The organism is Micromonospora sp. KLBMP9576, from assembly GCF_050941805.1.
Classification (GTDB): domain Bacteria; phylum Actinomycetota; class Actinomycetes; order Mycobacteriales; family Micromonosporaceae; genus Micromonospora.
The window spans coordinates 3,476,089-3,501,083 of the sequence record NZ_CP194567.1 but is presented as its reverse complement, the minus strand read 5'-3'; the positions used below and the strand labels follow the sequence as shown (position 1 = coordinate 3,501,083).

General features: G+C 74.2%; 23 protein-coding genes. 16 read left to right on the top strand and 7 right to left on the bottom strand.

Translation table 11 applies throughout. The features are described from left to right. Nucleotides 1-82 precede the first annotated feature (82 nt). Complete coding sequence (locus ACQ452_RS15665) at nt 83-1,348, top strand: Ig-like domain-containing protein (protein ID WP_433384849.1); 1,266 nt, start codon at nt 83-85, stop codon at nt 1,346-1,348. A gap of 211 nt (nt 1,349-1,559) precedes the next feature. Further along, nucleotides 1,560-1,910 carry an STAS domain-containing protein gene (locus ACQ452_RS15660; protein ID WP_433384846.1) on the top strand — a complete coding sequence of 117 codons (351 nt, stop codon included), beginning with the start codon at nt 1,560-1,562 and terminating at the stop codon, nt 1,908-1,910. Between the two features lie 70 nt (nt 1,911-1,980). Here the strand turns inward: ACQ452_RS15660 and ACQ452_RS15655 are convergent, their stop codons facing one another. Both ACQ452_RS15655 and ACQ452_RS15650 read right to left on the bottom strand, forming a co-directional pair. Beyond that, nucleotides 1,981-2,373 (bottom strand): FKBP-type peptidyl-prolyl cis-trans isomerase, encoded by a 393-nt coding sequence (locus ACQ452_RS15655; RefSeq protein ID WP_433384843.1) that lies wholly within the window; start codon nt 2,371-2,373, stop codon nt 1,981-1,983. A 261-nt stretch (nt 2,374-2,634) separates the two neighbouring features. Next, nucleotides 2,635-3,210, bottom strand: coding sequence for a hypothetical protein (locus ACQ452_RS15650; protein ID WP_433384840.1), 576 nt, complete (start codon nt 3,208-3,210; stop codon nt 2,635-2,637). Between the two features lie 213 nt (nt 3,211-3,423). Here ACQ452_RS15650 and ACQ452_RS15645 point away from each other — a divergent pair, with 213 nt between their 5' ends. Further along, complete coding sequence (locus ACQ452_RS15645) at nt 3,424-4,122, top strand: CBS domain-containing protein (RefSeq protein ID WP_433384838.1); 699 nt, start codon at nt 3,424-3,426, stop codon at nt 4,120-4,122. Nucleotides 4,123-4,296: 174 nt separating this feature from the next. Next, nucleotides 4,297-5,184, top strand: coding sequence for a TerC family protein (locus tag ACQ452_RS15640; RefSeq protein ID WP_433394173.1), 888 nt, complete (start codon nt 4,297-4,299; stop codon nt 5,182-5,184). A 315-nt stretch (nt 5,185-5,499) separates the two neighbouring features. On the opposite strand, the gene ACQ452_RS15635 is transcribed toward ACQ452_RS15640, so the two are convergent. Both ACQ452_RS15635 and ACQ452_RS15630 read right to left on the bottom strand, forming a co-directional pair. After that, nucleotides 5,500-5,847, bottom strand: coding sequence for a histone-like nucleoid-structuring protein Lsr2 (locus ACQ452_RS15635; RefSeq protein ID WP_433384835.1), 348 nt, complete (start codon nt 5,845-5,847; stop codon nt 5,500-5,502). A 135-nt stretch (nt 5,848-5,982) separates the two neighbouring features. Then, nucleotides 5,983-6,624, bottom strand: coding sequence for a response regulator transcription factor (locus ACQ452_RS15630; protein ID WP_433384832.1), 642 nt, complete (start codon nt 6,622-6,624; stop codon nt 5,983-5,985). 104 nt (nt 6,625-6,728) lie between these two features. Between ACQ452_RS15630 and ACQ452_RS15625 the strand changes: the two genes are divergently transcribed. From ACQ452_RS15625 to lon, 5 genes are all read left to right on the top strand, one after another. Next, nucleotides 6,729-7,466, top strand: coding sequence for a sensor histidine kinase (locus tag ACQ452_RS15625; protein WP_433384829.1), 738 nt, complete (start codon nt 6,729-6,731; stop codon nt 7,464-7,466). 86 nt (nt 7,467-7,552) lie between these two features. After that, nucleotides 7,553-8,422: a manganese catalase family protein gene (locus ACQ452_RS15620; protein WP_433384826.1), complete on the top strand. Its 870-nt coding sequence runs from the start codon at nt 7,553-7,555 to the stop codon at nt 8,420-8,422. Between the two features lie 67 nt (nt 8,423-8,489). Then, nucleotides 8,490-9,602, top strand: a complete 1,113-nt coding sequence (locus ACQ452_RS15615) for a putative manganese transporter (RefSeq protein ID WP_433384824.1) — start codon at nt 8,490-8,492, stop codon at nt 9,600-9,602. 22 nt (nt 9,603-9,624) lie between these two features. Further along, nucleotides 9,625-9,882 carry a hypothetical protein gene (locus ACQ452_RS15610; RefSeq protein WP_433384821.1) on the top strand — a complete coding sequence of 86 codons (258 nt, stop codon included), beginning with the start codon at nt 9,625-9,627 and terminating at the stop codon, nt 9,880-9,882. 38 nt (nt 9,883-9,920) lie between these two features. After that, nucleotides 9,921-12,251, top strand: a complete 2,331-nt coding sequence (gene lon, locus ACQ452_RS15605; protein WP_433384818.1) for an endopeptidase La — start codon at nt 9,921-9,923, stop codon at nt 12,249-12,251. A 176-nt stretch (nt 12,252-12,427) separates the two neighbouring features. Here the strand turns inward: lon and ACQ452_RS15600 are convergent, their stop codons facing one another. Next, nucleotides 12,428-14,194 (bottom strand): DEAD/DEAH box helicase, encoded by a 1,767-nt coding sequence (locus tag ACQ452_RS15600; protein WP_433384816.1) that lies wholly within the window; start codon nt 14,192-14,194, stop codon nt 12,428-12,430. 102 nt (nt 14,195-14,296) lie between these two features. Here ACQ452_RS15600 and ACQ452_RS15595 point away from each other — a divergent pair, with 102 nt between their 5' ends. Both ACQ452_RS15595 and ACQ452_RS15590 read left to right on the top strand, forming a co-directional pair. Beyond that, the gene (locus tag ACQ452_RS15595; RefSeq protein WP_433384813.1) at nt 14,297-14,818 is read left to right on the top strand and encodes a 2'-5' RNA ligase family protein; all 522 of its coding nucleotides are present in this window, start codon (nt 14,297-14,299) and stop codon (nt 14,816-14,818) included. A 144-nt stretch (nt 14,819-14,962) separates the two neighbouring features. After that, nucleotides 14,963-15,925, top strand: coding sequence for a DUF5715 family protein (locus ACQ452_RS15590; RefSeq protein ID WP_433384810.1), 963 nt, complete (start codon nt 14,963-14,965; stop codon nt 15,923-15,925). Between the two features lie 119 nt (nt 15,926-16,044). Here ACQ452_RS15590 and ACQ452_RS15585 read toward each other — a convergent pair whose 3' ends face one another. Further along, complete coding sequence (locus ACQ452_RS15585) at nt 16,045-17,496, bottom strand: LVIVD repeat-containing protein (RefSeq protein WP_433384807.1); 1,452 nt, start codon at nt 17,494-17,496, stop codon at nt 16,045-16,047. Nucleotides 17,497-17,634: 138 nt separating this feature from the next. Here ACQ452_RS15585 and ACQ452_RS15580 point away from each other — a divergent pair, with 138 nt between their 5' ends. The 5 genes from ACQ452_RS15580 to ACQ452_RS15560 all read left to right on the top strand — a co-directional run bounded on the left by ACQ452_RS15580 (nt 17,635) and on the right by ACQ452_RS15560 (nt 23,691). Further along, the gene (locus ACQ452_RS15580) at nt 17,635-18,321 is read left to right on the top strand and encodes a DUF305 domain-containing protein (protein WP_433384804.1); all 687 of its coding nucleotides are present in this window, start codon (nt 17,635-17,637) and stop codon (nt 18,319-18,321) included. Nucleotides 18,322-18,379: 58 nt separating this feature from the next. Then, nucleotides 18,380-19,606, top strand: coding sequence for a sensor histidine kinase (locus ACQ452_RS15575; protein WP_433384801.1), 1,227 nt, complete (start codon nt 18,380-18,382; stop codon nt 19,604-19,606). After that, nucleotides 19,603-20,268, top strand: coding sequence for a response regulator (locus tag ACQ452_RS15570; RefSeq protein WP_433384798.1), 666 nt, complete (start codon nt 19,603-19,605; stop codon nt 20,266-20,268). The genes ACQ452_RS15575 and ACQ452_RS15570 overlap by 4 nt, the downstream gene beginning before the upstream one ends. A gap of 148 nt (nt 20,269-20,416) precedes the next feature. Next, complete coding sequence (locus tag ACQ452_RS15565) at nt 20,417-21,211, top strand: ABC transporter ATP-binding protein (protein ID WP_433384795.1); 795 nt, start codon at nt 20,417-20,419, stop codon at nt 21,209-21,211. Beyond that, nucleotides 21,208-23,691, top strand: coding sequence for an ABC transporter permease (locus ACQ452_RS15560; protein ID WP_433384792.1), 2,484 nt, complete (start codon nt 21,208-21,210; stop codon nt 23,689-23,691). The genes ACQ452_RS15565 and ACQ452_RS15560 overlap by 4 nt, the downstream gene beginning before the upstream one ends. Nucleotides 23,692-23,751: 60 nt before the next feature. On the opposite strand, the gene ACQ452_RS15555 is transcribed toward ACQ452_RS15560, so the two are convergent. Further along, nucleotides 23,752-24,957, bottom strand: coding sequence for a nucleotide sugar dehydrogenase (locus tag ACQ452_RS15555; protein WP_433394171.1), 1,206 nt, complete (start codon nt 24,955-24,957; stop codon nt 23,752-23,754). Nucleotides 24,958-24,995: the final 38 nt, after the last annotated feature.

Below are 24,995 nucleotides of genomic sequence, written 5' to 3'. Positions count from 1 at the left end.
CGATTCGGCCGAATTGCGCGCCCATCCGGTGCGGCATGGAGAGAATGTGGCTGAGGGACACCAATTAACGGGGGGGCGCATCATGAAGTTGAGGCGGCGACTGACGGTGCTGGCCGTGACCATCGCGGCCACGCCGTTGGCCCTCGGCGGGTGCACCGCCGACCGCAAGGCGGGTGCCCGACCGGCCGAGGGGCGGGCGGCGGCCCCCGAGTTGGCCGTGACGCCCGCCGACCGAGCCCGCGAGGTACCGCTCACCGCCGAGGTGGGCACGACGGTCAGGAACGGGAAGATCACCGCCGTGCGGCTCACGGACGACAAGGGCACGCAGGTCCAGGCGGAGCCCCGGGAGGACGGCTCGGGCTGGGTGCCGACGAAGGCCCTGAAGCCGCGCAGCACCTACACGGCGGAGGTGACCGCCACGGGCGACTCGGGGACGACGACCACCAGGAAGACCACCTTCACCACGATGCCGAAACCGACGAAGCCGGCGGTCACCAGCACGTTGTACTTCGCCGGTAACCAGACGTACGGCACCGCCATGCCGGTGACCGTGGCGTTCGACCCGCCCATTCCGAAAGAGGCCAGGGACGAGGTCCAACGCCGTTTGTTCGTGAAGACGGACCCGCCGCAGCCGGGCGCCTGGTCGTGGGTGTCCGACGGCAGCCAGGTCTATTACCGGGCCCCCGACTTCTGGCGGCCGGGCACCACCATCAGCGTCCGGGCCGGGCTGGAGGGCCTGCCGATCGGCAAGGACCAGGTCGGCGACTCCGACCACACCGCCACCTCCAAGATCGGCCGGCAGGTGGCCCTGGAGATCGACAACGCGACCAAGCAGATGTCGGTGCTGCGCGACGGCAAGGTCGTCCGCAGGATCCCGGTCAGCCTCGGCAAGCCGAGCACGCCGACCTCCAGCGGCAAGATGGTGGTGATGGAGAAGCACCAGCAGACGACGTTCGACACCCGGGGTTCGGCCGACCCCTACGTGGTCGACGTCGAGGACGCCCAGCGGCTGACCTGGGGCGGCGAGTTCATCCACGGCGCACCATGGTCGGAAGGCGACCAGGGCAGCGTCAACGTCTCGCACGGCTGCACCAACGTCTCCGCCGCCGCCGCGGACTGGCTGATGGGGGTCACCCAGGTCGGCGACCTGGTCACGGTCAAGGGCACCGAGGTGCCGTTGAACGAGGGCAACGGCTGGACGGCCTGGAACGTCGGCTGGGACGAGTTCGCCAAGGGCAGCGCGCTGCCCGTGCCGGCCGGGTTGCGGCCGTCGCCGTCGGCCGTGCCGCATCCGGGGGCGGTGGCCGGAGGCTCGCCGGCGCCGGTCCCCTCCGCGGGCGGCGGCTGACTGCGCCGTACGCACATCGGGCCGGTCCGCCGTCGCGCGGGCCGGCCCGCGCCGCGCGTCGGCTGCGTTCGCCCGTACCACGGCGGCCCGCCGGCGCTCGGCGGGTCATCCCTGAGGCGGACCCGGCGGGTCCCGGGGATGACCCTGGGCGTACCCGGATCCCGTCCCTGAGCAGGGCGGAAATGTCGGTGGTGGGGGATAGGTTCGTCGTATGCGACAGCGCGACGACCGACTCCACGTGGAAACCACCGTGGCCGACCACGTGGTGGAGGTGCGGGCCACCGGCGAGATCGACATCGCCACTGTCGCCACGCTCCGCTCCGCGCTCTGGGCCGCTCCGGCACGACCCGTGCTCCGGCTCGATCTCGCCGGCGTCAGCCTGCTCTCCGCCGCCGGCGTGCGGGCGCTGGTCGCCGCGCACCTGCGCGTGCGCGCCAGGGGTGGGGAGTTGGTGCTGCTGCGCCCCGACCCGGTGGTCGAGCGGGTGCTGCGGGCGACGGGCCTGCACCGGGTCATCCCGATCCTGGACGCGTGCCCCGAGCGTGAGCTGGTGCCCTGCTGACCCCCGGGGTCTGAGCCCACCGGCCCGTCATCCAGCCGCGTGCCGTCCGCGTTCACGTCCGGCGTCCGCCTCAGCGCACGCCGAGCAGGTCGACGACGAAGATCAGGGTCTCGCCCGGCTTGATGACGCCGGCGGCGCCGCGAGCGCCGTAGCCCAGGTGCGGGGGGATGGTCAGCCGCCGGCGGCCGCCGACCCGCATGCCCACGACGCCCTGGTCCCAGCCGGAGATGACCTGCCCGCCGCCGAGCGGGAAGTCGAACGCTTCGTCCCGGTCCCACGAGGAGTCGAACTCGCGGCCGGTGGAGTGCGCCACCCCCACGTAGTGGACGCTCGCGAGCTGACCCGGCTGGGCCTGCGGCCCCTCGCCGACGGTGATGTCCTCGATGACGAGATCGGCGGGCGGCGCGCCCTCGATCGGACCCACCTCGGGCTTGCCCGGGCGGGCCCCTGCTGCCTGGTTCATTTCGGGATTCTCCTGCCGTTTCGGTCCTGATGTCCTCACCCGAGATCCTGCCCGATGGCCCCCGGCCGGTGCGGGGCGGTCCCGGCGAGCGACCGGCGGCCGGGCACAGGGGCATCGGCGGCGTGGACGCGCCGGCACCCCCCACCCGCCCGCAGCGGTGGCCGCGCGGGGCCGGGGCGGCGGAGCGCCCGCGCGCCGCGGGCACGTCGAGGCGGGCGTCACCGGTGGTGACGCCCGCCGAGGGGAACTGCCGTGCTCAGGTCACCGCAGCCAGGGGAACCGCCGCACGATGGGGAGCTTCGCCCAGATCCCGCCCAGGCCGAGGGTGGCGCCGGCGTTGACCAGCGCGAGACCGATCAGCAGTGCCGCGTGGAGCAGGTGCTCGTCCATGAAGGGGTTGGTCTCGGGGGGCAGGACCACCGTCCACATCATCACGTAGAGCACCGCGCCGGCGACGGCGGCGACGCGCATCCCGATGCCGAGCATCAGTGCGACGCCGATCGCGGCCAGGCCGATCATGAAGAGCACGTCGGCCCAGGGGGCTCCGGCGATGCTCTTGTAGAAGCCCGCGAACGGGCCGGCCGCGCCGAAGCTGAGGAAGCCCTTGGTGGGGCTGCCGCCGTTGATCCAGGCGTTCTTCGCCTCGGTGGCGAATCCCAGGCCGAAGACCTTGTCGAGGAAGGCCCAGACGAAGGTCCACCCGAGGGCGATCCGGATGCCGCCGAAGACGTACCGGGCGGCCCGCTCCCGGGGGGTCTCGGCGGTGTGGCGGGTCTCCGCCACCGGCGCGTCGGTCCTGGCGGTGGTTCGCTCGATCGTCGCGGCCATTGTCTCCACGTCCCTTCAGTGCCTCGCACCGCGCTTTCCGGTGGCATCTCCATTGGACGCCCGCCGGTGCCCGTCGGGCAGGGCCGATCGGGCCCCACCGCACCGGGACCTTGGACCCCTCCCGTACCGGTCCGTCCGACCTGGCCGGCCCGGTACGGCGGCCCTGACCAGGGGCTGCGTGCCGGCCGTAGCGTCACAGGTGCAAACGACAGGGAGGCCGTCATGAGGACTTGGCAGGTGGGCGACGTGATGACCCGGGAGGTCGCCTTCGTGGTGGAGGAGACCCCCTACCGGGAGGTCGTCGACGCGTTGGTCCGGCGGGGCATCAGCGGCGTACCCGTGGTGGACGGGTTCCGTCGGGTGCTCGGCGTGGTGTCGGAGTCGGATCTGCTGCACAAGGTCGAGCGGGCCGGCCGTCCCGACGAGCGGCGGGTCTTCGAGGGGCGACGCCGGCGCACCGCCCGGGAGAAGGCCGACGCGCTGCTGGCGGGTGACCTGATGACCGCCCCGCCGGTGACGACCTGGCCGGGGGCGACGGTCTCCGCCGCCGCCCGGCAGATGGACCAGGAGTCGGTCAAGCGGCTGCCCGTGCTCGACGACCTGGGCCGCCTCGTCGGCATCGTCACGCGCGGCGACCTGCTGCGGGTGCACCTGCGCACGGACGCGGAGATCCGCGAGGACGTGGTGCAGGAGGTGCTGCGCCGGGTGCTCGCGGTGCGCGACGGGCTGGTCACCGTCCAGGTACGCGACGGCCAGGTGACGCTCGACGGCCGCCTGGAGCGGCGCAGCGCGGTCGAGTTGGCGAGCCGGCTGGCGGGGCAGGTCAGCGGCGTGGTCCTTGTTACCAGCACCATCGGCTACGACGTCGACGACAGCACGCTCGGCGAGGCGGACGCGACCCGGGTCAGCCCGGTGGCGTGACGCCTGCCCCGGCCGGCGGCGGCGCCGACTTGCGCGCACCGCCGCCGGCCGGAGGGCGGCTCGCCTAGGCTCGAGACCGGACGCGCTCGGGGATGCGGAGGACGCCGGGTGGACGAGGCGACGTTCGCGGCGCCCCTGTGGGCCTGGGCCGCGGTGGGCGCGGTCATCGCCGTCATGCTCGCCGTGGACATGCTCTCCCACCGCGACAACCATGTGATCGAGCTGCGCGAGGCGCTGCGGTGGAGCGCCGTCTGGATCACCGCGGGGCTCACCTTCGGGGTGGTGATCTGGCTGTGGCGCGGCGGCGAGCCGGCCGTGGCGTACTTCTCCGGTTACCTGCTGGAGAAGGCACTCTCCGTCGACAACGTCTTCGTCTTCGCGCTGCTGTTCGGATACTTCCGGGTGCCCGCCGAGTACCAGCACAAGGTGCTCTTCTGGGGGGTCGTCGGCGCGCTCGGGTTCCGGCTGGCGTTCATCTTCGCCGGCGCCGAGTTGCTGGGGCGGCTGACCTGGGCCGGGGTCGTGCTCGGCGGCTTCCTGATCTGGACGGGGTGGCGGCTCGCGGTACGCGGCGAACCGGACGTCGACCCGGACCGTAACGTCGTCGTCCGGGCCTTCCGGCGGTTGGTGCCCACCGAGTCCCGTTACCACGGCGACCGGTTCACCGTCCGGGTCGGCGGCCGGCGCAGGGCCACCCTGCTGCTGGTGGCGCTGGTTGCCATCGAGGCCACCGACGTGCTCTTCGCGGTCGACTCGGTGGCGGCGATCCTCGCCATCACCACCGACACGTTCCTGGTCTGGACGGCGACCGCGTTCGCCGTGCTCGGCCTGCGCAGCCTGTATTTCTGCCTGGCCGGGCTGCTGCGGCACTTCGGCCACCTGCGGTACGGCCTGGCCCTGCTGCTGGCCTTCGCCGGGGTGAAGCTGGTCCTGGCCGAGACGCCGGTCGGCGAGCTGCCGGTGTGGTCGACCCTCGCGGTGGTGGTGCTGACGCTGTCGGCCGCGATCGGGTGGAGCGTGTTCGACGCCCGTCGGGGACGGCGTCGACGGGCGGGCGGCTGACGCCGGCGGGCTCGGAGTGGGGCCCGGGCGGTCAGCTTCCCGGCGGCCACGGATCCGGCCGGGGAAGCGGGCAGCCACTTTCGCCGGCCGGGCGAGAAAACCCCTGCGCCCAGCGCGCCGCAAGACGCGCGGGCCAGAAATCGAATTCCGGGCCGGGGCGGTGGGTCGGGCCGCCTGTGCCGGCGGCGAATGGTGCGGCCGAGAATGGACCTTCGCCGGGGCCTCGGCCGTGAGAATGGCGGGTGGTGGGAAAACCGGCGGGGCCGCGCTGATTCCTCAGCGGGCCCCGCGACCCGAGCGGGAGCCCGGTGGCGGTCAGCGGTTCTTGTACGCCTCCACGACCTCGACCGGGATGCGGCCACGCTCGGAAATCTTGTAGCCGTTCTTGGTGGCCCATTCCCGGATGGCCCGGTTCTGCTCCCGGTCCATTCCCGAACCGCCCGGCGTGCCCGCCCGGCGGGGCGCCCGCGCGGCCTCGACCGATCCGCGGCCGATCCTCCGGCCAGCGTTGATGTAAGGGTCGAGGGACTTGCGCAGCACGCCCGCGTTCTCGTCGGAGACGTCGATGGTATATGCCACGCCGTCGAGACTGAACTCGACGGTCCGGTCGGCCTTTCCACCGTCGAGGTCGTCGGTCAGGACGGTGATTACTTTTCTCGCCATCGTCAATTACTCCCTGTGTGGGGCGGGGTGTGGTCAAAGTTTGACCTATACCCCGCCCAATCCGCAACAATGCGCGTCGTCTTCATTTCGGCGGGTCGCGTTATCGGGGGAAACGGCTCGGCGCAAAGCCAGGGTTCAGTCGCCGAGTAGGCCGGCGTGGCCGGCGACCGCCGCCGCCTCGGCCCGCGTGGATACCCGCAACTTGCGCAGCAGCGCGGCCGTCATCCGCTTCACCGTGCGTTCCGAGACGTGCATCCGTTCGGCGATCTCGACGGTGCTGCGCCCCGCCGCGATGGCCCGCAGCATGGCCCGTTCCTCGTCGTCGAGATCCACCGGTGCCGGCCGGCCCGCCCGCAGCAGCATTCTCAGCAGGGGCCCCGGCAGCACCGCCCAGCCGTCGAGGATGGCCAGCAGCGGGGGCAGCAGTTCCTCCGGCTCGGCGGTCTTGGGCAGGTACCCCTCGGCGCCGGCGCGCAGCGCCTCCAGGGCGGGAGCGGTGTCCTCCCCGCCCGACATGGCCACCACCCGCACCCTCGGGGTGGTCCGCCGGATCGCCGCCACCGCCCGGATCCCGCCCGGCGGCGGCATGTGCAGGTCGACCAGCGCCAGGTCGGGAAGGCAGCGGCTGACCAGTGAGGCGGCGGCCGAGGCGTCGCCGGTGGAGCCCACCACCTCCGCCCGCCCCTGCGTGGTCACCGGCAGCAGCAGCTCCAGCCCGCGTACGAACAGCGGATGGTCGTCCACGACGGCCAGCCGAACGACGGGGGAACCGGGCATGCCTGCTCCCTTCCCGAGCGGGTACCGATCATGCGGCCGTGTGCCGGCCGGGCGAGCGGGTACGCCGTCGCGGCCGACGGGCGTGACGAGGGAGGTCCTTGCGGATGAGCGGACGCAACGGGTGGCGGGCGCCGCTGCGGGCGCGGTGGACCAGGCCCGAGCCGGGGCCGGCCGACCCGGCCGCCCTGGACACCGACCCGGAGCTGCTGCTGCGCGTGCTCTGCCACGAGTTCCGTACCCCGGTCAGCGCCCTCACCTCGCTCACCCGGGCGCTCGCCGACGACCGGCTCGCGCTCACCGGCGACGAGCGCCGGGCCATCACGGCGCTGGCCCACGACCAGGCGGTGCACCTGCAGGGTCTGCTGCGCGACGCCGCCGCCGGCACCGGGGCCCTGACCCCGGCGGCGCGGCCGGTGGACCCGGTGGCGCCGCTGGCGGAGATCCTGCGCCCGGCGGCGGCCCTCGTGCCCCGGCACCGGCTGCTGGCCCGGGTGACCCGGCCGGCCGGTGCCTGCCCGGTGCCGCGCTGCCGGACCCGGCAGGTGGTGACCAACCTGGTGGAGAACGCGCTGCGGCACGGTCCGGCCGAGGGCCGCATCGGCATCCACGCCGCGCTGGGCCGCCGCGGTCTGCGCATCGCCGTCACCGACGAGGGACGGGTCGACCCGGTGCTCGTCGAGGCGCTGCGTCGGCCCGCCCCCGGCGCCGGGGCCTCGGGGCTCGGGCTGTGGATCGTCCGGCGGCTGCTCGCCGTCGACGGCGGTCGGCTGCGCCTGCACCGGCTGCGACCGCGCGGGGTGGCCATCGAGGTGGTGCTGCCCGCCGCGCCGGCGGCAGGTTGACCCCGCCGGGCCGGGGTCTGGCCCGATGGGGCCGGCGGATGCGGGAACCGCCTGGGTGACAGCCCGACCGGCACCGAGGAGGACCCGTGTTCAGTCACATCAAGGACCTGCAGTTCGAGGCCAAGCCGGACGGCCCGGACGCCGCGTTCGCCCGCCGGCTCCAGGAGATCCTGGGCGGCAAGTGGGGCGAGATGACGGTCGCCAACCAGTACCTCTTCCAGGGCTGGAACTGCCGCCTGCCGGGCAAGTACAAGGACCTGTTCCTCGACGTGGGCACCGAGGAGATGGGCCACGTCGAGATGATCGCCACGATGATCACCCGGCTGTTGGAGAACGCGCCGCTGTCGTTGCAGGAGGCCGCCGGCGACAACGCGATGGTGGGGGCGATCTACGGCGGGTCGAACCCGGCGCACTTCATCCACGGCGGTGGCGGGGCGCTGCCGGTGGACAGCGCCGGGGTGCCCTGGAACGGCAACTTCATCACGGCCAGCGGCAACCTGATGGCGGACTTCCAGCTCAACGTCACCGCGGAGGCGCAGGGCCGCCTCCAGGTGGCCCGGTTGTTCAACATGACCGACGACCCCGGGGTCAAGCAAATGCTGCGCTTCCTGCTGGCCCGCGACACCATGCACCAGAACATGTGGATGGCGGCCATCGAGCAGCTCAAGGAGGACGGCCTGGAGGAGATGCCGGTGCCGGACGCGTTCCCGGACTCCAAGGAGTTCACCGAGGAGTTCAGCTACACGTACCTGGACTTCTCGCCGGGCAGCGACGCGGCCGAGGGCCGCTGGGCCTCCGGGCCGACGCCCGACGGCAAGGGCGAGTTCCGCTACGACCACAGCCCCCGGGCGCACGCGCCCGAGCCGGTCCTGCCGCCCGGCGACCCGCGGCTCTACGGCACGAACCCGGGCCTCGCCAAGGGCGCCGTCAACAAGGTCAAGAGCAAGCTCACCTGACGCCGTCGCGCCGGGTCGTCCGCGAGCGGCGGGCGGCCCGGCGGCACCGTACCGGAGGAGGTGTGCCGTGACCGAACTCGTGCTCCGCCCGCTCGCGGACGCGTTCATGCAGGTGGGTGTCTACGTCGCCGTGATGGTGGCGTTCTTCGGCTGGCTGCGCTGGCGCCACGGCGACCGGGTCACCGACGGGCTCACCAGGCGGCCGCGGCTCGGTCCGCTGGTCGGCGCCCTGCTGGGCGTCAGCCCCGGCTGCGGCGGGGCGATCATCCTGATGCCGCTCTACGCCCGGCGGAAGGTCTCCTTCGGCACCGTGGTCGCCGCCCTGACGGCGACCATGGGGGACTCGTCGTGGGTGGTGCTCGCCTGGAACCCGCTGTTCGCCCTCAAGATCCACGCACTGCTCTTCGCGGTCGGCCTGGTGACCGGGTACGCCGTCGACGCGCTCGGCATCGACCCGGCCCGCGCGGTCAACCACCGGGTCGCCGCCGCGCCCACGCCCGCACCGGTCGGCCTGGCCGCCGCGGGCGGGCCGGACCTCGCCGGGTCGCGGCGGCTGCTCGGGGGGCTGCTGCCCCGGGTGCCGGCGTCCACGGCGTTCTGGGGGTTGACCACGCCGGCGTTCGCGGTGTCGGTGCCGGTGGTCTTCCAGTTGGTCGACCCGGGCGCGCTGACCCGCTCCTTCGGGGGCGTCGACCCGTACCTGGCGCTGGGGGTGCTCGGCTCGCTCACCGCGGCGCTGATCTTCGCCGGAGGGGGCGGGAAGCTGGCCGACGACAGCCTGGAGACGGCGCAGCCCCGCTCGTTGCGGCAGACGCTGCGGCACAGCGCGCACGAGGCGTCCTTCGTCACGGTCTGGGTCGCCGTGGCGTACCTGGGCTGGCAGGTGGTGACCACCGCGACGGGCTTCGACGGCTCGCAGCTCGCCCTCACCGGGCTCGTCGGCGTGCTCGTCGGCGCGGGCATCGGCCTGATCCCCGGGTGCGCGGTGCAGATCGTCTTCACCGGCCTGTACGTCAGCGGTGGCCTGCCGCTGCCGACCCTGGTCGCCAACGCGATCAGCCAGGACGGTGACGCGCTGATCCCGCTCGCCGCGCTGCGCCGGCACTCGGCGGCGCTCGCGACCGTCATCACCACCGTTCCGGCGGCGGCCGTCGGCGCCGCCCTGCTCGTGCTGCTCTGATCCCGTCCGGAAGGAGAGCCCGATGTCCGTCGAGGTCCCGCTCACCCGCGTCCGGCGCAAGTTCGTCGTCTTCGCCGCGCTGGCCGTCGTCGCGGCGCTGGCCGGCCTGCCGGGTTGGACGGTCGCCGCGCTGGCGCTGACCACCCTGGCGATCCCGTTCGCCGTGACGGTCGCCGGAGGCGCCGGCCTGGCGCGGGAGCTGCTGCGCCCGGGCCGCAGCCCGGCGGCGCGACGTGGCCTGGGTCACACCCAGGAACAAGGGGAACGCCTTGTTACTTGAGCTGGATACGCTCAACTCAACTGGATAGCAGGTGTTCGATGGCAACCCTTCCGGTCCTTCCCCTGACAGACGCCGTGCTCCTGCCGGGCATGGTGATCCCGGTGACCCTCGACCCGACCACCCAGGCCGCCGTCGACGCGGCCCGCGCCACCGGCGAGAACACGCTGCTCGTCGTGCCCCGCCTCGACGGCGAGTACGGCCACGTCGGCGCGGTCGCCACCATCGAGAAGGTCGGCCGGCTGCCCAGCGGCGAACCGGCCGCCGTCGTCCGGGGGCTGTCGCGCGCCCGGATCGGCTCCGGCGTACCGGGGCCCGGCGCCGCCCTCTGGGTCGAGGCGACCGAACTCGACGAACCCGTCCCCGCCGGCCGCGCCCGCGAACTCGCCCGCGAGTACCGCGCCCTGATGACCTCCGTGCTCCAGCAGCGCGGCGCCTGGCAGGTCATCGACGCCATGGAGCGGATGACCGACCTCTCGGAGCTGGCCGACTCGGCCGGCTACGTCTCCTGGCTCAGCCTCGCCCAGAAGACCGAACTGCTCGCGGCGCCGGACGTCACCACCCGGCTGGAACTGCTCGTCGGCTGGGTCAGGGAGCACCTCGCCGAGCAGGAGATCGCCGAGCGGATCGGCACCGACGTCCGCGAGGGGCTGGAGAAGTCCCAGCGGGAGTTCCTGCTGCGCCAGCAGCTCTCCGCGATCCGCAAGGAACTCGGCGAGGACGAGCCGGACGGCTCCGCCGACTACCGGGCCCGCGTCGAGGCCGCCGAGCTGCCCGACAAGGTACGCGAGGCGGCGCTGCGCGAGGTCGGCAAGCTGGAACGGGCCAGCGACGCCTCCCCGGAGGCGGGCTGGATCCGGACCTGGCTGGACACGGTGCTGGAGATGCCGTGGGGCACCCGTACCGAGGACAACACCGACCTGGCCGCCGCCCGTGCCGTGCTCGACGCCGACCACGCCGGCCTGGCCGACGTGAAGGACCGCATCCTGGAGCACCTCGCCGTACGCAACCGGCGGGCCGAGCGCAACCTCGGCGTCGTCGGCGGCCGGGGCTCCGGCGCCGTGCTCGCCCTCGCCGGCCCGCCCGGCGTCGGGAAGACCAGCCTCGGCGAGTCGATCGCCCGCGCGCTCGGCCGCAACTTCGTGCGGGTCTCCCTCGGCGGCGTACGCGACGAGGCCGAGATCCGCGGCCACCGGCGCACCTACGTCGGGGCGCTGCCCGGGCGGATCGTGCGCGCCCTGCGCGAGGCCGGCTCGATGAACCCGGTCGTGCTGCTCGACGAGGTCGACAAGCTCGCCGCCGGTTACTCCGGCGACCCGGCCGCCGCCCTGCTGGAGGTGCTCGACCCGGCGCAGAACCACACCTTCCGCGACCACTACCTCGAGGTCGACCTCGACCTGTCCGACGTGCTCTTCCTGGCCACCGCCAACGTGGTGGAGGCCGTTCCCGGCCCGCTGCTGGACCGGATGGAACTGGTCACCCTCGACGGGTACACCGAGGAGGAGAAGGTCGCCATCGCCCGGGACCACCTGCTGCCCCGGCAGCGGGAGCGGGCCGGGCTCACCGCCGAGGAGGTCGACGTCGCCGACGACGCGCTCGCCCGGATCGCCGGCGAGCACACCCGGGAGGCCGGCGTGCGGCAGCTCGAACGGTCCCTGGCGAAGATCCTGCGCAAGGTCGCGGTCGCCCTGGCGACGGACCCGGCGCCGGTCCGCGTCGACGCCGGCAACCTCGCCGGCTACCTCGGGCGGCCGAGGTTCACCCCGGAGTCGGCCGAGCGGACGGCGGTGCCCGGCGTGGCCACCGGCCTGGCGGTCACCGGCGCCGGGGGCGACGTGCTCTTCATCGAGGCCACCAGCATGGCGGGCGAGCCGGGGCTGACCCTGACCGGCCAGCTCGGCGACGTGATGAAGGAGTCCGCACACATCGCGCTGTCGTACCTGCGCTCGCACGGGCGCCGGTTCGGCCTGGACCCGAACGCCCTCGCCGGGCGGCGGATCCACCTGCACGTGCCGGCGGGCGCGGTGCCCAAGGACGGCCCCAGCGCGGGCATCACCATGGTCACCGCGCTGGCGTCGCTGGCCAGCGGCCGGCCGGTGCGGCCCGAGTTCGGGATGACCGGCGAGGTCACCCTCTCCGGCCGGGTGCTGCCCATCGGCGGGGTGAAGCAGAAGCTGCTCGCCGCCCACCGGGCCGGCCTGACCGAGGTGATCATTCCGGCCCGCAACGAGCCGGACCTGGACGACCTGCCCGCCGAGGTCCGGGCGGCGCTGACCGTGCACCCCCTGGCCGACGTCGCCGACGTGCTCGCCCTGGCGCTGCGCCCGGCCGACGCCGACGCCCGTCCCGACCCGGCGCTGACCGCCGCCTGAGGCGTGCGGAGGGCCCCGGTCGGACGCCTCGCGCGCCCGGCCGGGGCCCTCCCCGGCGGCACCCCCACCCGCGCGGCCGGCTCCGGCGCCTGCGGACTGAGCACCCGCGGCCACCCACGTCGACGGGGGCACCCGTCCACCACGTGGAACGTGAGGACGGTGCCCCCGGTTGCCCGCTAGCGGCGCTCGCGCCGGTCGGCCCCGTCGAAGCGGCGCTCGCCGCCGCCGTCGCCGTCACGATCCCGGCGTACGGTCGTCTTGCGGCCCTTGATGGTGCTGCCGCGCAGCCCCGCGATCACCTGGTCGGCGACGCTCTGGGGCACCTCCACCAGCGAGAAGCGGTCGGCGATCTCGATGGAGCCGATGTCCCGGCCGTTGATCCCGGTCTCGCCGGTGATCGCACCCACCAGGTCCTGTGGGCGCACCCCGGCGCGCCGGCCCAACCCGATGAAGACCTGGGTGGTGTTGCCGGTGCGCGGCCGGGCACCGCCGCGCCGCTCGCCCCGGCCGCCGCCCTCGGGCCGGCCCTCGCGCGGGCCCCGGACGGGGACCTGCGGGATCTCCTCCTCGTCGTCCGAGCCCGGCGAGGTCGCCTCGTGCGCGAGCTTCACCGCCGCGAGGGCCACCTCCACCAGGTCGAACTCGTCGGTCAGCGACTCGACGATCGCCCGGTACGGGTCGAGGTCGTCCTCCAGCAGGCTCTCCCGCAGGGCGCCCTGGGTCAGCTCCAGCCGTCGGGTGCGCATGTCCGCCACCGTCGGGATCTTGTCGATGGCGATCCGCTGGCCCGTGACCCGCTCGATGGTCTTGAGCATCCGGTGCTCGCGGGGCTCCGCGAGCGTGATCGCCACGCCCTCCCGTCCGGCCCGCCCGACCCGCCCGATCCGGTGCACGTACGACTCGGGAGCCGACGGGACGTCGTAGTTGACCACGTGGGTGAGCTGCTCGACGTCCAGGCCGCGGGCCGCCACGTCGGTGGCGACCAGCAGGTCCGCGGTGCCGGTGCGCAGCCGGCCCATGACCCGGTCGCGCTGCTCCTGGCTCATCCCGCCGTGCAGCGCCTCGGCCCGGTAGCCACGGCCGTTCATGGTCTCGGTGAGCCGGTCGACCTCCTCGCGGCTGCGGCAGAAGACGATGGCCGCGGTGGGGGACTCGACGTCCAGCACCCGGCCCAGCGCCGCCGGCTTGTGCGCCCGCGTGACGATGTACGCGCTCTGCCGCACCAGGGGCGCCTCGCCGGCCACCGGCTGCTCACGGGCGATGAGGATGCGCAGGGGGTCGGTCAGGTGCTTGCGGGCCAGCCCGTCGATGCGCGCCGGCATCGTCGCCGAGAAGAGCACCGTCTGCCGCTGTGCCGGCGCGTGCTCCAGGATCGCCTCGATGTCCTCGGCGAAGCCCATGTCGAGCATCTCGTCGGCCTCGTCGAGCACCACCGTGGCCAGCGAACCCAGGTCGAGCGTGCCCCGGGCGATGTGGTCCAGCGCGCGGCCCGGGGTGGCGACGACGACGTCGACGCCGAACTCCAGGGCGCGTAGCTGCCGGCCGATCGGCTGCCCGCCGTAGATCGGCAGCACCCGGGCGCCCAGGTCCTTGCCGTAGCGGTGGAACGCCTCCGAGACCTGCACCGCCAGCTCGCGGGTCGGCACCAGCACCAGCGCGGTCGGTGCGCCGCCGGAACGGTCGTCCGGCATCCGCTGCAGCAGCGGCAGCGCGAAGGCGGCGGTCTTGCCCGTACCCGTCGCGGCCTGACCCAGCAGGTCCCGGCCGGCGAGCAGGGGCGGAATCGCCTCCCGCTGGATCGGGGTGGGCTCCTCGTAGCCCAGGGCGGACAGCGCGCCCAGCAACTCGGCGCGCAGCCCGAGATCCGTGAAGGCGCTCGTGTCGTCGAGGGTGTCGGGGCCGGGCTCGGTGGGCGGGTCGTGCCGTACGGGTGCGGAACTCATGCCGTCAAGCTTTTCATCACCGCCACGGCGGTGTTTCGCCGACCGGCACAACAGCCACCCGCGCGGTGCCCGCACCGCCGTCCGGGGAGCTAACCTGACGGCGTGCGCACGGTCGAACTGGTCTGCTCGCCCGGCCTGGAGGCCGCCGTACGCGGGGCCTGGGAGCGGTTGGCCGCGGCGGGGCTGCCCAGCCTGGCGCGCAACGCCCACCCGAGCAACCGGCCCCACCTGACCCTCGCCGCGGTCGACGAGTTCCCGCCCGGCGCCCGGCGGCGACTGGCCGCCCTGTTCGACGCGGCGTTGCCGCTGCCCGTGCGGCTGGACCGGATCGCGGTGCTCGACGGCAGCGCCCCGCTGGTGTGGCTGCTCGACCCGACGCCGGAGCTGACCGCCCTGCACGCGGCGGTCTGGGACGTTCTGGCCGGGGCCGCCGGGCAGCGGCCGTGGCACGCCCCGGGGCGCTGGCGGGCGCACCTGAGCCTGGCGCTGCGGTTTCGCGACGCCGACCGCCGGGTGGCCCGGGCGCTGGCGGGCGTCGACCGCCCCGGCGGCACCTTCGTCGCCGGGCGCAGCTACGACGGGGACACCCGGGCGGTCAGCCCGCTCGGCGGCGACGGCCCCTGAACGGGCCCCGTTCGTGCCCGAGGGCGACGGTCGGCCCCCTGAGGGGGAGATAGGAGGATTGCTCGGCCTCATCCCTTCCGGCGTGATTACGGTGTGTGCAGGGCGATGCACACGGTGACGTCGTGACGGAGAGGGGACCCGACCATGCGAGTGCCCAGCCGAAGCTCGGGACACCAGTCCGGCTCCTCCGTCACGCCCCCCGCCCGGTCCCGCCGGCGGGCACCCGGCACGCCGCCCAGGCCCGCCGTCGGGCCCGACCTCGACGCGTACCGGGCGGCCGTGGCCGACCTGCTGGTCGAGGTCGGCGCCCTGGCCGGGGCGGGCCGCACGCAGGCCCGGCAGGTGCTGATCGACGACCGGCTGCGCGAACCCGCGCTCGCCGCCGTGCTCGACGCCACCCCGCAGGGGATCGTCGGCGCCCGCGAGACGCTGCTGCTGGAGATGGCCCGCCACCAGTCCGAGGCGCGCGACGGCGTCGCCGAACTCACCGCGCTGGTCCGGGTCTACCTGCTCTCCCGCGTCGACGTGCTGTGGTGGCGCGACGCCCCCACCTTCCGCACCGACGCCCAGGTCGGCGCCAGCCCCGACCTGGTCGACCTGGAGTGGCTGCGCCGCCGGGACCTGCTGCGCTTCCGGTACGCGGAGCAGCCGCGGACGCTGCTGCGGCGTGGGATGCGGGCGGTGCGGCGTCGGCTGCGGCCCGACGCCGCGCCGCGTACCGCCGGCCTGCCGTTGCGGCGGGCCCGCCGCGAGGTGGTGGCGCTGCTCAACGACCTCGCCCGGCAGTTCGCCGCCAGCACCCCGCCGGCCACGCCGCCGCTGTGGGTCACCAGCCTGGTGCACAGCGTCGAGCACCAGCACCGGCTGCGCCGGCTCGGGCACCCCGCGACCGCGCCGAGCGGGCACTGCCTCGGCTGGGCCGTCGACGTCGAGATCGAGTGGTTCGGGCGGTTCGGCGTCCGCGACACCCTGGCCGAGCTGCTGCTGGCCCGGCAGCGGGCCGGCGAGATCAACGTGGTCGACGAGGGACCGGCGTGGCACCTGTGCCTCGCGCCGACGGCCCGGCGGCGGCTGCGCCGGGCGTACGAAGCCGAGATGGGGCTCTGAGCCGGCGCTGCCCGGCAAGGCGGTGCGGGCGCAGCCCGAGCGGGTCGGCGCGTGCCCACGTGCCGACGCGAGCGGGCCCGACCCCCGGGTGGGGACCGGACCCGCTCGCGTGGGTGTGGCTACCAGCCCAGGTAGCTGGGCTGGGTCTGCACGTTCAGCTCGCGGTACCGGACGAGGTTCGCCGTCCAGGTCCGCCAGTCGGTCAGCTTCAGGACGTCGAAGCCCTTCACCATGTCGTTGGAGTAGATGTAGCCGTTGTAGTAGTACGCGGACCAGGTGCCACCGCCGACGAGCCGGTCGGTCGAGAGCGGGCCGCGCTCCCAGAACGCGATCTCCTTGGGGTTGGCCGAGTCGGTGAAGTCCCAGACGGAGATGCCGCCCTGGTACCACGCCTGGACCATGATGTCGCGTCCGAGCACCGGGATCAGCGAGCCGTTGTGCGCCACGCAGTTCTCGGTGTCGGCGTTCATCCGGGGGATCTTGTAGTAGCTGCGGAACACCATCTTCCGGGCGTCACCGCGACCGGTGATGTCGTAGATGGCGTCGGCGCCCCGCTCCGGTCCGATGGCCTCGTTGCAGGTGGCCGCGCCGCCGCCGCCCAGCTCGTCGGTGAAGACCACCTTGGTGCCGGCGTTGTTGAACGTGGCCGAGTGCCAGAACGCGAAGTTGACGGTGTCCCGGACCCGGTTGATCAGCCGCGGGGCCTCCCGGTTCGAGATGTCCATCAGGATGCCGTCACCCATGCAGGCGCCGGCGGCCAGGTCCTTCTCCGGGTAGGCGGTGATGTCGTGGCAGCCGGTGGTCGCCGAGCCGCCGGGACGGCCCTCGTAGCCGCCGTCGGGGAAGAGGTTCGGCGTGGCCACCACCGCCGCGTCGGTGGGCGACTTCACCGGCACCTTGACGATGGAGATGGAGTCGTGCGGGGGCTGGCAGTCGGGGAACTCCGCCCGCGGGCTGTACGAGGAGATGTACAGGTAGACGGCCTTGCGGTCCTTGCCCGGCACCAGGGTGTGGGTGTGCGAGCCGCAGGCCGTCTCGACGGCCTTGACGTAGCGGGGGTTGACCTTGTCGCTGATGTCGAAGACCTTGATGCCCTCCCAGGACGCCTTCTCCGTCGCCGGCGCGCCGGTGCTGCTGCACGAGTCGTCGCTGCGGGGCGAGTCGGTGGAGAGGAACAGCAGGTCACCGTGGACGGAGATGTCGTTCTGCGACCCGGGGCAGTAGACCTGCGACACCACGCTCGGCGCGGTCGGCCGGGAGATGTCGTAGACGACGAAGCCGTTGTAGTTGCCGGCGAAGGCGTAGCGGCCCTGGAACGCGAGGTCGCTGTTGGTGGCGTCCAGCGGCGCCTGCTTCGGCAGGTTGGCGACCTGGCGTAGGTTGGGGCTGCTGACGATCTCGTCGACGCCCGGGATGGCGTTGGTCGTGTCCACAGTGCCCGAGGGGGCGGAGCGCGTCGCCACGCCGGCGTTACCCGGTGCGGCGGTGGCGACGCTGGCGAGGAGAAGGCCGGCCGCGGCCAGGCTCACGGTGGTGAGCCGCCGGGCCCGCAGGGTGCGGAAACTGGTCATCGGCGACGCCCTTCACGCGGGGATGGCGAATGCGCACACCCTACAGCCCGTTGAGTTCCATCGATGTGATGCGCATCACATGAAACATCTTGCGTCGATGGATACCATCGCCATGACCTCTACCGGGGGGAATCGCCCATGACCAATCGCCGTGCGCGGTCCCTGGCCGTCGTCACAACCGCGCTCCTGCTGGCGGCGGTGCTCGTCGTGCTGTCCCGCACCGCCGCTGCCCCGAGCGCGGCCCCGGCGGGACAGCCCGCCGCCTCGCCGTCGGCGCCGACCGGCCCGCCCCGGCCCGCCGTGATCGTTCCCGGCCGGCCCGGTGAGAGCGCCGCCGTCCGGCCCGCCGAGGAGATGCGCGACGCGACCCGGGCCCGGCACAACTCGATGGACGTCTGGTTCGTGCGGATGATGATCCCGCACCACGCCCAGGCGCTCGAGATGGCGGAGCTGGCCACCGACCGCGCCGGCGACCCGACCCTGCGCGCCCTCGCCGAGCGGATCCGCGCCAGCCAGGGGCCCGAGATCGGCATGATGCGGGGCTGGCTGCAGACCCGCAGTCTCTCCACCGAGGTGGCCGGGCACGACCACGGCAGCATGCGGGGCATGCAGACGCCCGAGGCGATCCGGCAGCTCGCGGCGGCGCGGGGCGCCGAGTTCGACCGGCTCTTCGTGCGGATGATGACGGAGCACCACCAGGGGGCGGTCCAGATGGCCACCGAGCTGCTCAAGGTCGGCGCCGACCTGACCCTGTCGGAGTTCGCCAACTCCGTGGCCACCGAGCAGACCGTCGAGATCGACCGGATGCGCGACCTGCTGACCTGACCCGGGGGAGCCGGCCGGGTCGGGGCGCGGTGCCCCCGGCCTGCGGCACGTACGCTGGGTGACCGTGAACCGCACGATCCTCGGTCGCCCCCTGCGCGGCGTCGCCTTCGACGTCTTCGTCGCCGCCACAGTGGCGCTCTTCGCCCTCGCCGGGACGGCCAACCAGCCCGGCGGGTGGAAGGCCAGCCTGGTCGGCACCGTGATGGCGGCGGCGCTGCTGTTCCGCCGGGCCCACCCGTCGGCGGTCGCCGTGGTCGTGGCGGTGCTCGCGCTGGTGCAGGTGGCCGCCGGGTGGGGGCCGCTGGCCTTCGACGTCGCGGTGCTGATCGCCCTCTACAGCGTGCTCAAGTACGCCGACCGGCTCCGGGACGGGATCCTCGCCGGGATCGGCGCCGCCGTCGGGGTGGTCCTCGCCGGCCTCCACACCCAGGCGGCCATCGCCTGGTGGGCCACGGCGATCTACTACGGCCTCGTCACCGGGGCGGTCTGGCTGGTCGGGCTGAACGTGCGGACCCGCCGGTTCTACGTGCTCAGCCTCGAGGAACGGGCCGCCACCCTGGAGCGGGAACGCGAGGCGGAGGCGCGCGCCGCGGTCGCCGGGGAGCGCACCCGCATCGCCCGGGAACTGCACGACGTGGTGGCGCACAGCATGGCCGTGATGATCGTGCAGGCCGACGGGGCGCGGTTCATGCTCGACCGGGACCCGGAGACCGCCCGCCAGGCGGTCAAGGTGGTCGCCGACACCGGCCGGCAGGCGCTGGAGGAGATGCGCCGGTTGGTCGGCGTGCTGCGCGAACCCAGCCCGGCGGACGCGGGGGACGAGCCCGACGGCGCCCGGGTGGCCGCCGACCCGGCGCACCGCCGGTTGGCCCTGGCCGAACTGCCCGCACTGCTCGACCGGTTCCGGGCCGCCGGCCTGCGGGCACGGCACGCGGTCACCGGGGAGCCGGCGGCGCTGCCGCCCGGGCTGGAGCTGACCGTCTACCGGGTCGTGCAGGAAGGGCTCACCAACGCGCTGAAGCACGCCGGGGTCGGCGCCGGCGTCGAGGTCACCGTCGCCCACGCCGACGACGCCGTGGCGGTGCGGGTGGTCGACGACGGGCGCGGCCGGCCGCCGGTCAGCCCCGCGCCCTCCGGCGGGCACGGCCTCGTCGGCATGCGCGAGCGGGTGAGCGTGTACGACGGCAGCCTGACCGTCGGACCGGGAACGGCCGGGGGCTGGCAGATCGAGGCGTGGCTCCCGCTACCGTCGACATCCGCGACGACGGAGGTGACGCCGGCATGACGATCCGCGTGGTGATCGTGGACGACCAGGCGCTGGTCCGCGCCGGTTTCCGCATGGTGCTGAACTCCCAACCCGACCTGGAGGTCGTCGGCGAGGCGATCGACGGGGCCGACGCCCTGCGGCTGCTGGCCCGCGTCGAGGCCGACGTCGTGGTGATGGACGTCCGGATGCCCACCCTGGACGGGGTGGAGGCCACCCGCCGGATCTGCCGGGACCGTCCCGCCGGATCGCCCCGGGTGCTGGTGCTCACCACCTTCGACACCGAGGCGGACGCCTTCGCCGCGCTCCAGGCCGGCGCCAGCGGCTTCCTGCTCAAGAACGTCCCGCCGGAGGAACTGCTGGCGGCCATCCGGGTGGTCGCCCAGGGCGATTCGGTGGTCGCCCCGTCCATCACCCGGCGGCTGCTCGACCGGTTCGCCGGCCGGCTCGGCCCCGGTCCCGCCGCCCACCCCCGGATCGGCCAGCTCACCGAACGCGAGCGGGAGATCCTCCTGCTGGTGGCGCAGGGCCTCTCCAACGCGGAGATCGCCGCCCGGGTGCACGTCGCGGAGGCCACCGTGAAGACGCACGTCGGGCGGATCCTCGCCAAGCTCCAGCTCCGCGACCGGGTGCAGGCCGTGGTGCTGGCGTACGAGACCGGGCTGATCACCCCCGGCGGCTGAGCCCGGCTACGACCCAGGTCGTACGGGCTCACCCCGTCAGGGACACCCGAGGTCGCAGTGGAGTCGGGCGCGCGGGTGGACGCGGCCGTACCGGCGGCGCCCATAGCGTCGGAGACGTCCCAGCCACGACCTCCACGGGGAGCGCCACGTGCCCGTCACACCTCCCGCGCCATCCGCCGCCGGCGTCGCGGTCACCGCCCGCGGCCTCTCCAAGCGGTACGGTGCCGGTCAGGCCGCCGTCGTCGCACTCGACGATGTCGACGTCGACTTCGCCGCCGGCCGGTTCACGGCCATCATGGGCCCGTCCGGCTCCGGCAAGTCCACCCTCATGCACTGCCTCGCCGGCCTGGACCGGCCCACCACCGGCAGCGTACGCATCGGCGACGCCGACCTCGCCCGCCTCGACGACAAGCGGCTCACCCTGCTGCGCCGCGACCGGGTCGGCTTCGTGTTCCAGAAGTTCAACCTGCTGCCGGCGCTGAGCGCCGAGGAGAACATCGTGCTGCCCCTGGCCATCGCCGGCCGGCGGCCGGAGCGGGCCTGGCTGCGGCAGGTCGTCGCGGCGGTGGGGCTCGCCGACCGGCTGCGTCACCGTCCCGCCGAGCTCTCCGGCGGCCAGCAGCAGCGGGTGGCGGTGGCCCGGGCACTGATCACCAGGCCGTGGGTGATCTTCGCCGACGAGCCGACGGGCAACCTGGACTCGCGCTCCGGCGCCGAAGTGCTGCGCCTGCTCCGCGAGGCCGTCGACACCCTCGGCCAGACGGTCGTCATGGTGACCCACGACCCGTCGGCGGCCGGGCACGCCGACCGGGTGGTCTTCCTCGCCGACGGCCGGCCGGTACGCGACCTCGCCGCCCCGACCGCCGAGCGGGTGCTCGACGCGCTCGCCGGACTCGATGCCGCGCGCGTGCCGGCCACCGGCCGCGAGGCGGTGGCCCGGTGATTCGCACGACCCTGCGCCAGCTGCGCGCCGAGGCGCTGCGCCTGATGCTCTCGTCGCTGGCCATCGTGCTCGGAGTGGCCTTCATCGCCGGCACGTTGATCTTCGTCGACGGGATGCGGGCCGGCGCGTACGACCGGGCCGGGGCGTTCGACCGGCACACCGACCTCGCCGTGCACTCCGCCACCGCGGACCCGCTGCCGGCCGAACTGGTCGAGAAGGTGCGCTCGGTCGACGGGGTCGCCGCCGCCGAGGGGGAGCTGCTCGGCTCCGGCGGGATCATCGGCGCCGACGGCCGCCCCGTGCTCGGCTACGCCGTGCTCGCCGCGATCCCCGTCGACGACGCGCTGCGCTCGTACGACGTGGTGGCCGGCCGGCTGCCCGAGCGCCCGGGCGAGGTGGTGCTGGACGCCGCGACCGCCGACGAGGAGGGCTTCACCCTCGGCACCGGGGTACGCGTCGGCGGCGGCGGGGGAGCCGCCCGCCCGTACAACCTGGTCGGCACGGTCGACGTGGCCGGCACCGCCCGCGACGTCGGCGGCCCGTTCATCGGCCTGGTCGGCGCGGACGCCCTCGCGGTCACCGGCCGGCGCGGCTACGACCGGATCATGGTGGCCGCCCGAGCGGATGCGGCCGACGAGGCGCTGGCCGCGCGGGCCGCCGAGGCCGCCGGCGCCGGCACGACCGTCAAGACCCGGCAGCGCATCCTCGACGACGCCGTGGCCGACGCGGTGCGCGACCTGCGGCAGTTCAACATGGTGCTGCTGACCTTCGCCGGGGTCGCCGTCGTGGTCGCCGGCTTCGTCATCGCCAACACCTTCGCCATCGTGCTGGCCCAGCGGACCCGGCGGACCGCGCTGCTGCGCCTGGTCGGCGCGACCCGGGGCCAGCTGTTCCGTGCCGCGCTGCTGGAGGCCGCCCTGGTCGGCCTGGTCGCCTCCGCGGCCGGCGTCCTGGTCGGCGTGGCCCTGGCCGGGGGCATGACCCGGCTGATGACGCGGCTCGACGCGCCGGTCTCCGGCGGGCTCACCGTCACGGGACCCACCGTGCTGGTCAGCCTGCTCCTGGGCACGGCGGTCACGATGGGCGCCGCCCTGCTGCCCGCCTGGCGGGGCACCCGGATCGCCCCGGTCGCCGCGCTCACCGACGCCGCGGTGCAGCCCGCGCGGGGGGCCGGCCGGCTCCGGCTGACCGCCGGCGCGCTGGTCTTCGCCGCCGGGATCGCCGCGCTGGCCGCCGCCGCGCCGACCGTCCAGGTGGTGCTGGTGGCCGCCGGCGGCGTGCTCACCTTCTTCGGGATCGTGCTCTTCGGCCCGGTGCTCGTGCCGGCGCTGGTCCGGGTGCTGGGCTGGCCGGCCCGCAGGTTGTTCGGGGCCACCGCCGGCCTGGCCGTGGCGAACGCCGTGCGCAACCCGCGTCGGATCGCCGCGACCGCCACGGCCCTGGTGATCGGGATCGGGCTGGTCTCGGCCTTCGTGGTCGGCGCCCGCAGCACCAAGGACGGCATCGAGCGCAGCGTGGACGCCGAGATCGGGGTCGACTGGCTGGTCACCGGGGTCGGCGGCGACCTGCCGGCGCCGCTCGTGGCCGAGTTGCGCGCCCGGCCCGAGCTGGCGGTCGTGCACGAGCAGCGCGGCGCCGTGACCGCCGGCGTGCGGGTCCGGGCCGCGCACCCCGCCCTGGTCGGCCGGACGCTGACGGGGGTCGTGGCGGGGGACGTCCGGGGGCTGGGGCCGGGGTCGGTGCTGGTGCACCGGGAACTGGCCCAGGCCCGGGGCTGGACGACCGGCTCCACCGTCACCATGCGCGGCCGGTCGTTGCGGGTGGCCGCGGTCGTCACCGCCGACGGCCCGGCGTTCGCCGGCAGCCCCGTTCCCGACGGTCACGTGATCGACGTGGTCGACGCCGACTTCGCCACGCTCTTCCCGGACGAGCGGGGCTACCTGGCCGAGATCGACCCCGCCGCCGGCGTCTCCGCCGACCAGGCCCGGGCCGCCATCGAGGCGGTGCTCGCCCAGTATCCGACGGCCAACCTGATGGACCAGGGCGCGTACAAGAAGATGCTCACCGCCACGGTCGACATGCTGCTCGCCTTCGTCACCGCGCTGCTGGGCCTGGCCGTCGTGATCGCGCTGGTCGGGGTCGCGAACACGCTGAGCCTGTCGGTGGTGGAGCGAAGCCGGGAGAACGCCGTGCTGCGGGCGGTCGGCATGACCCGGGGGCGGATGCGCGCGATGCTGGCCGTCGAGGCGGTGCTGACGGCGCTGGTCGGCGCGGTGCTCGGGATCGGCCTCGGCACCGGGGTCAGCGCCGCCGCGATGGCCATGCTGGCCCGGATCAGCGGCGACTTCGCCGTGGTGCTGCCGGTGGGGCAGCTCGGGATGATCCTCGGGGTCGCGGTCGTGGCCGCCCTGGCGGCCTCGGTGCTGCCGGCCCGCCGGGCGCTGTCCCGGCCGGTCGTCGAGGCGCTCGGCGACCAGTGACATCCGCTGGCCGGTCCCGTCGCCCGCACGGGGCGGCGGGACCGGCCAGCGGTGCCGGGTCTACAGGCGCTCCACCACGCCGCCGACGCACCGGTTGCGGGTGTCGAAGACGTACCGGGCGTGCCGGGCCACCAGGTCGTAGTCGAAGTCGTCGTGGTCGGTGACCACCACCACCGCGTCCGCCGCGCGGAGCTCCCGCTCGGTCAGCTCCACCACGAGCACGCCGTCGGGGATGTGGTGCGGCTCCGCGTACGGCTCGACCGCCCGGACGTCCGCGCCCAGGGCCTGCAGGCGTCGGGCCACGTCGACGGCGGGGGAGTCGCGCATGTCGCCGGTGTTCTTCTTGTATGCCAGGCCCAGCAGCAGCAGCCGGGCCCCGCTGACGGTGCGGCCGGTCCGGTTCAGCCCGTTCATGATTCGCTGGGCCACGTGCTCGGGCATCTCGTGGTTGACGTCGTTGGCCAGCTCGATGAACCGGAACTGCCGCCCGAGGCGCCGCTTGACCTGCCAGGACAGGTAGCACGGGTCGATCGGCAGGCAGTGCCCGCCGACGCCCGGACCGGGCCGGAACGGCATGAAGCCGAACGGCTTGGTCTCCGCCGCCTCGATCGCCTGCCAGACGTCGATGTCGAGGTGGTGCGAGAGCATCGTCAGCTCGTTGATCAGGGCGATGTTCACCTGGCGGAACGTGTTCTCGATCAGCTTGGTCAGCTCCGCCACCCGGGTGGAGTCGACCGGCACGGTGCGTTCCACGAGCCGGCGGTAGAACCCGTCGACCCGGGCCAGCGCGGCGGCGTCCGTGCCGGAGACCACCTTCGGAGTGTTCTCCAGGCGCCAGGTCCGGTTGCCCGGGTCGATGCGCTCCGGGCTGTAACCGAGGTGGAAGTCACCGGGGCTGCGCAGCCCGCTGGCCGACTCCAGCAGCGGGCGCAGCAACTCCTCCGTGGTGCCGGGGTACGTGGTGGACTCCAGGATCACGGTGCAACCCGCCCGCACGTACGGGCCCACGGCGACACCGGCCTGCTCCACGAAGCTGAGGTCGGGCGTGCCGTCCCGCAGCGGCGTCGGCACCGTGATCACGCAGATGTCGAAGCCCTCGGCGTCGGCGTACTCCGTGCTCGGCCGGTACCGGCCGCTGCCCAGCGCCCGGCCCAGCCGGTCGGCGGGGATGTCCTCGACGAACGACTCGCCCGACGCGAGCCGCTTGACCCGGTCGGAGTCGACGTCCAGGCCGACCACGTCCAGGCCGGCTTCGACGGCCCGCATGGCCAGCGGCAGGCCGACGTACCCCTGGCCGATCACCA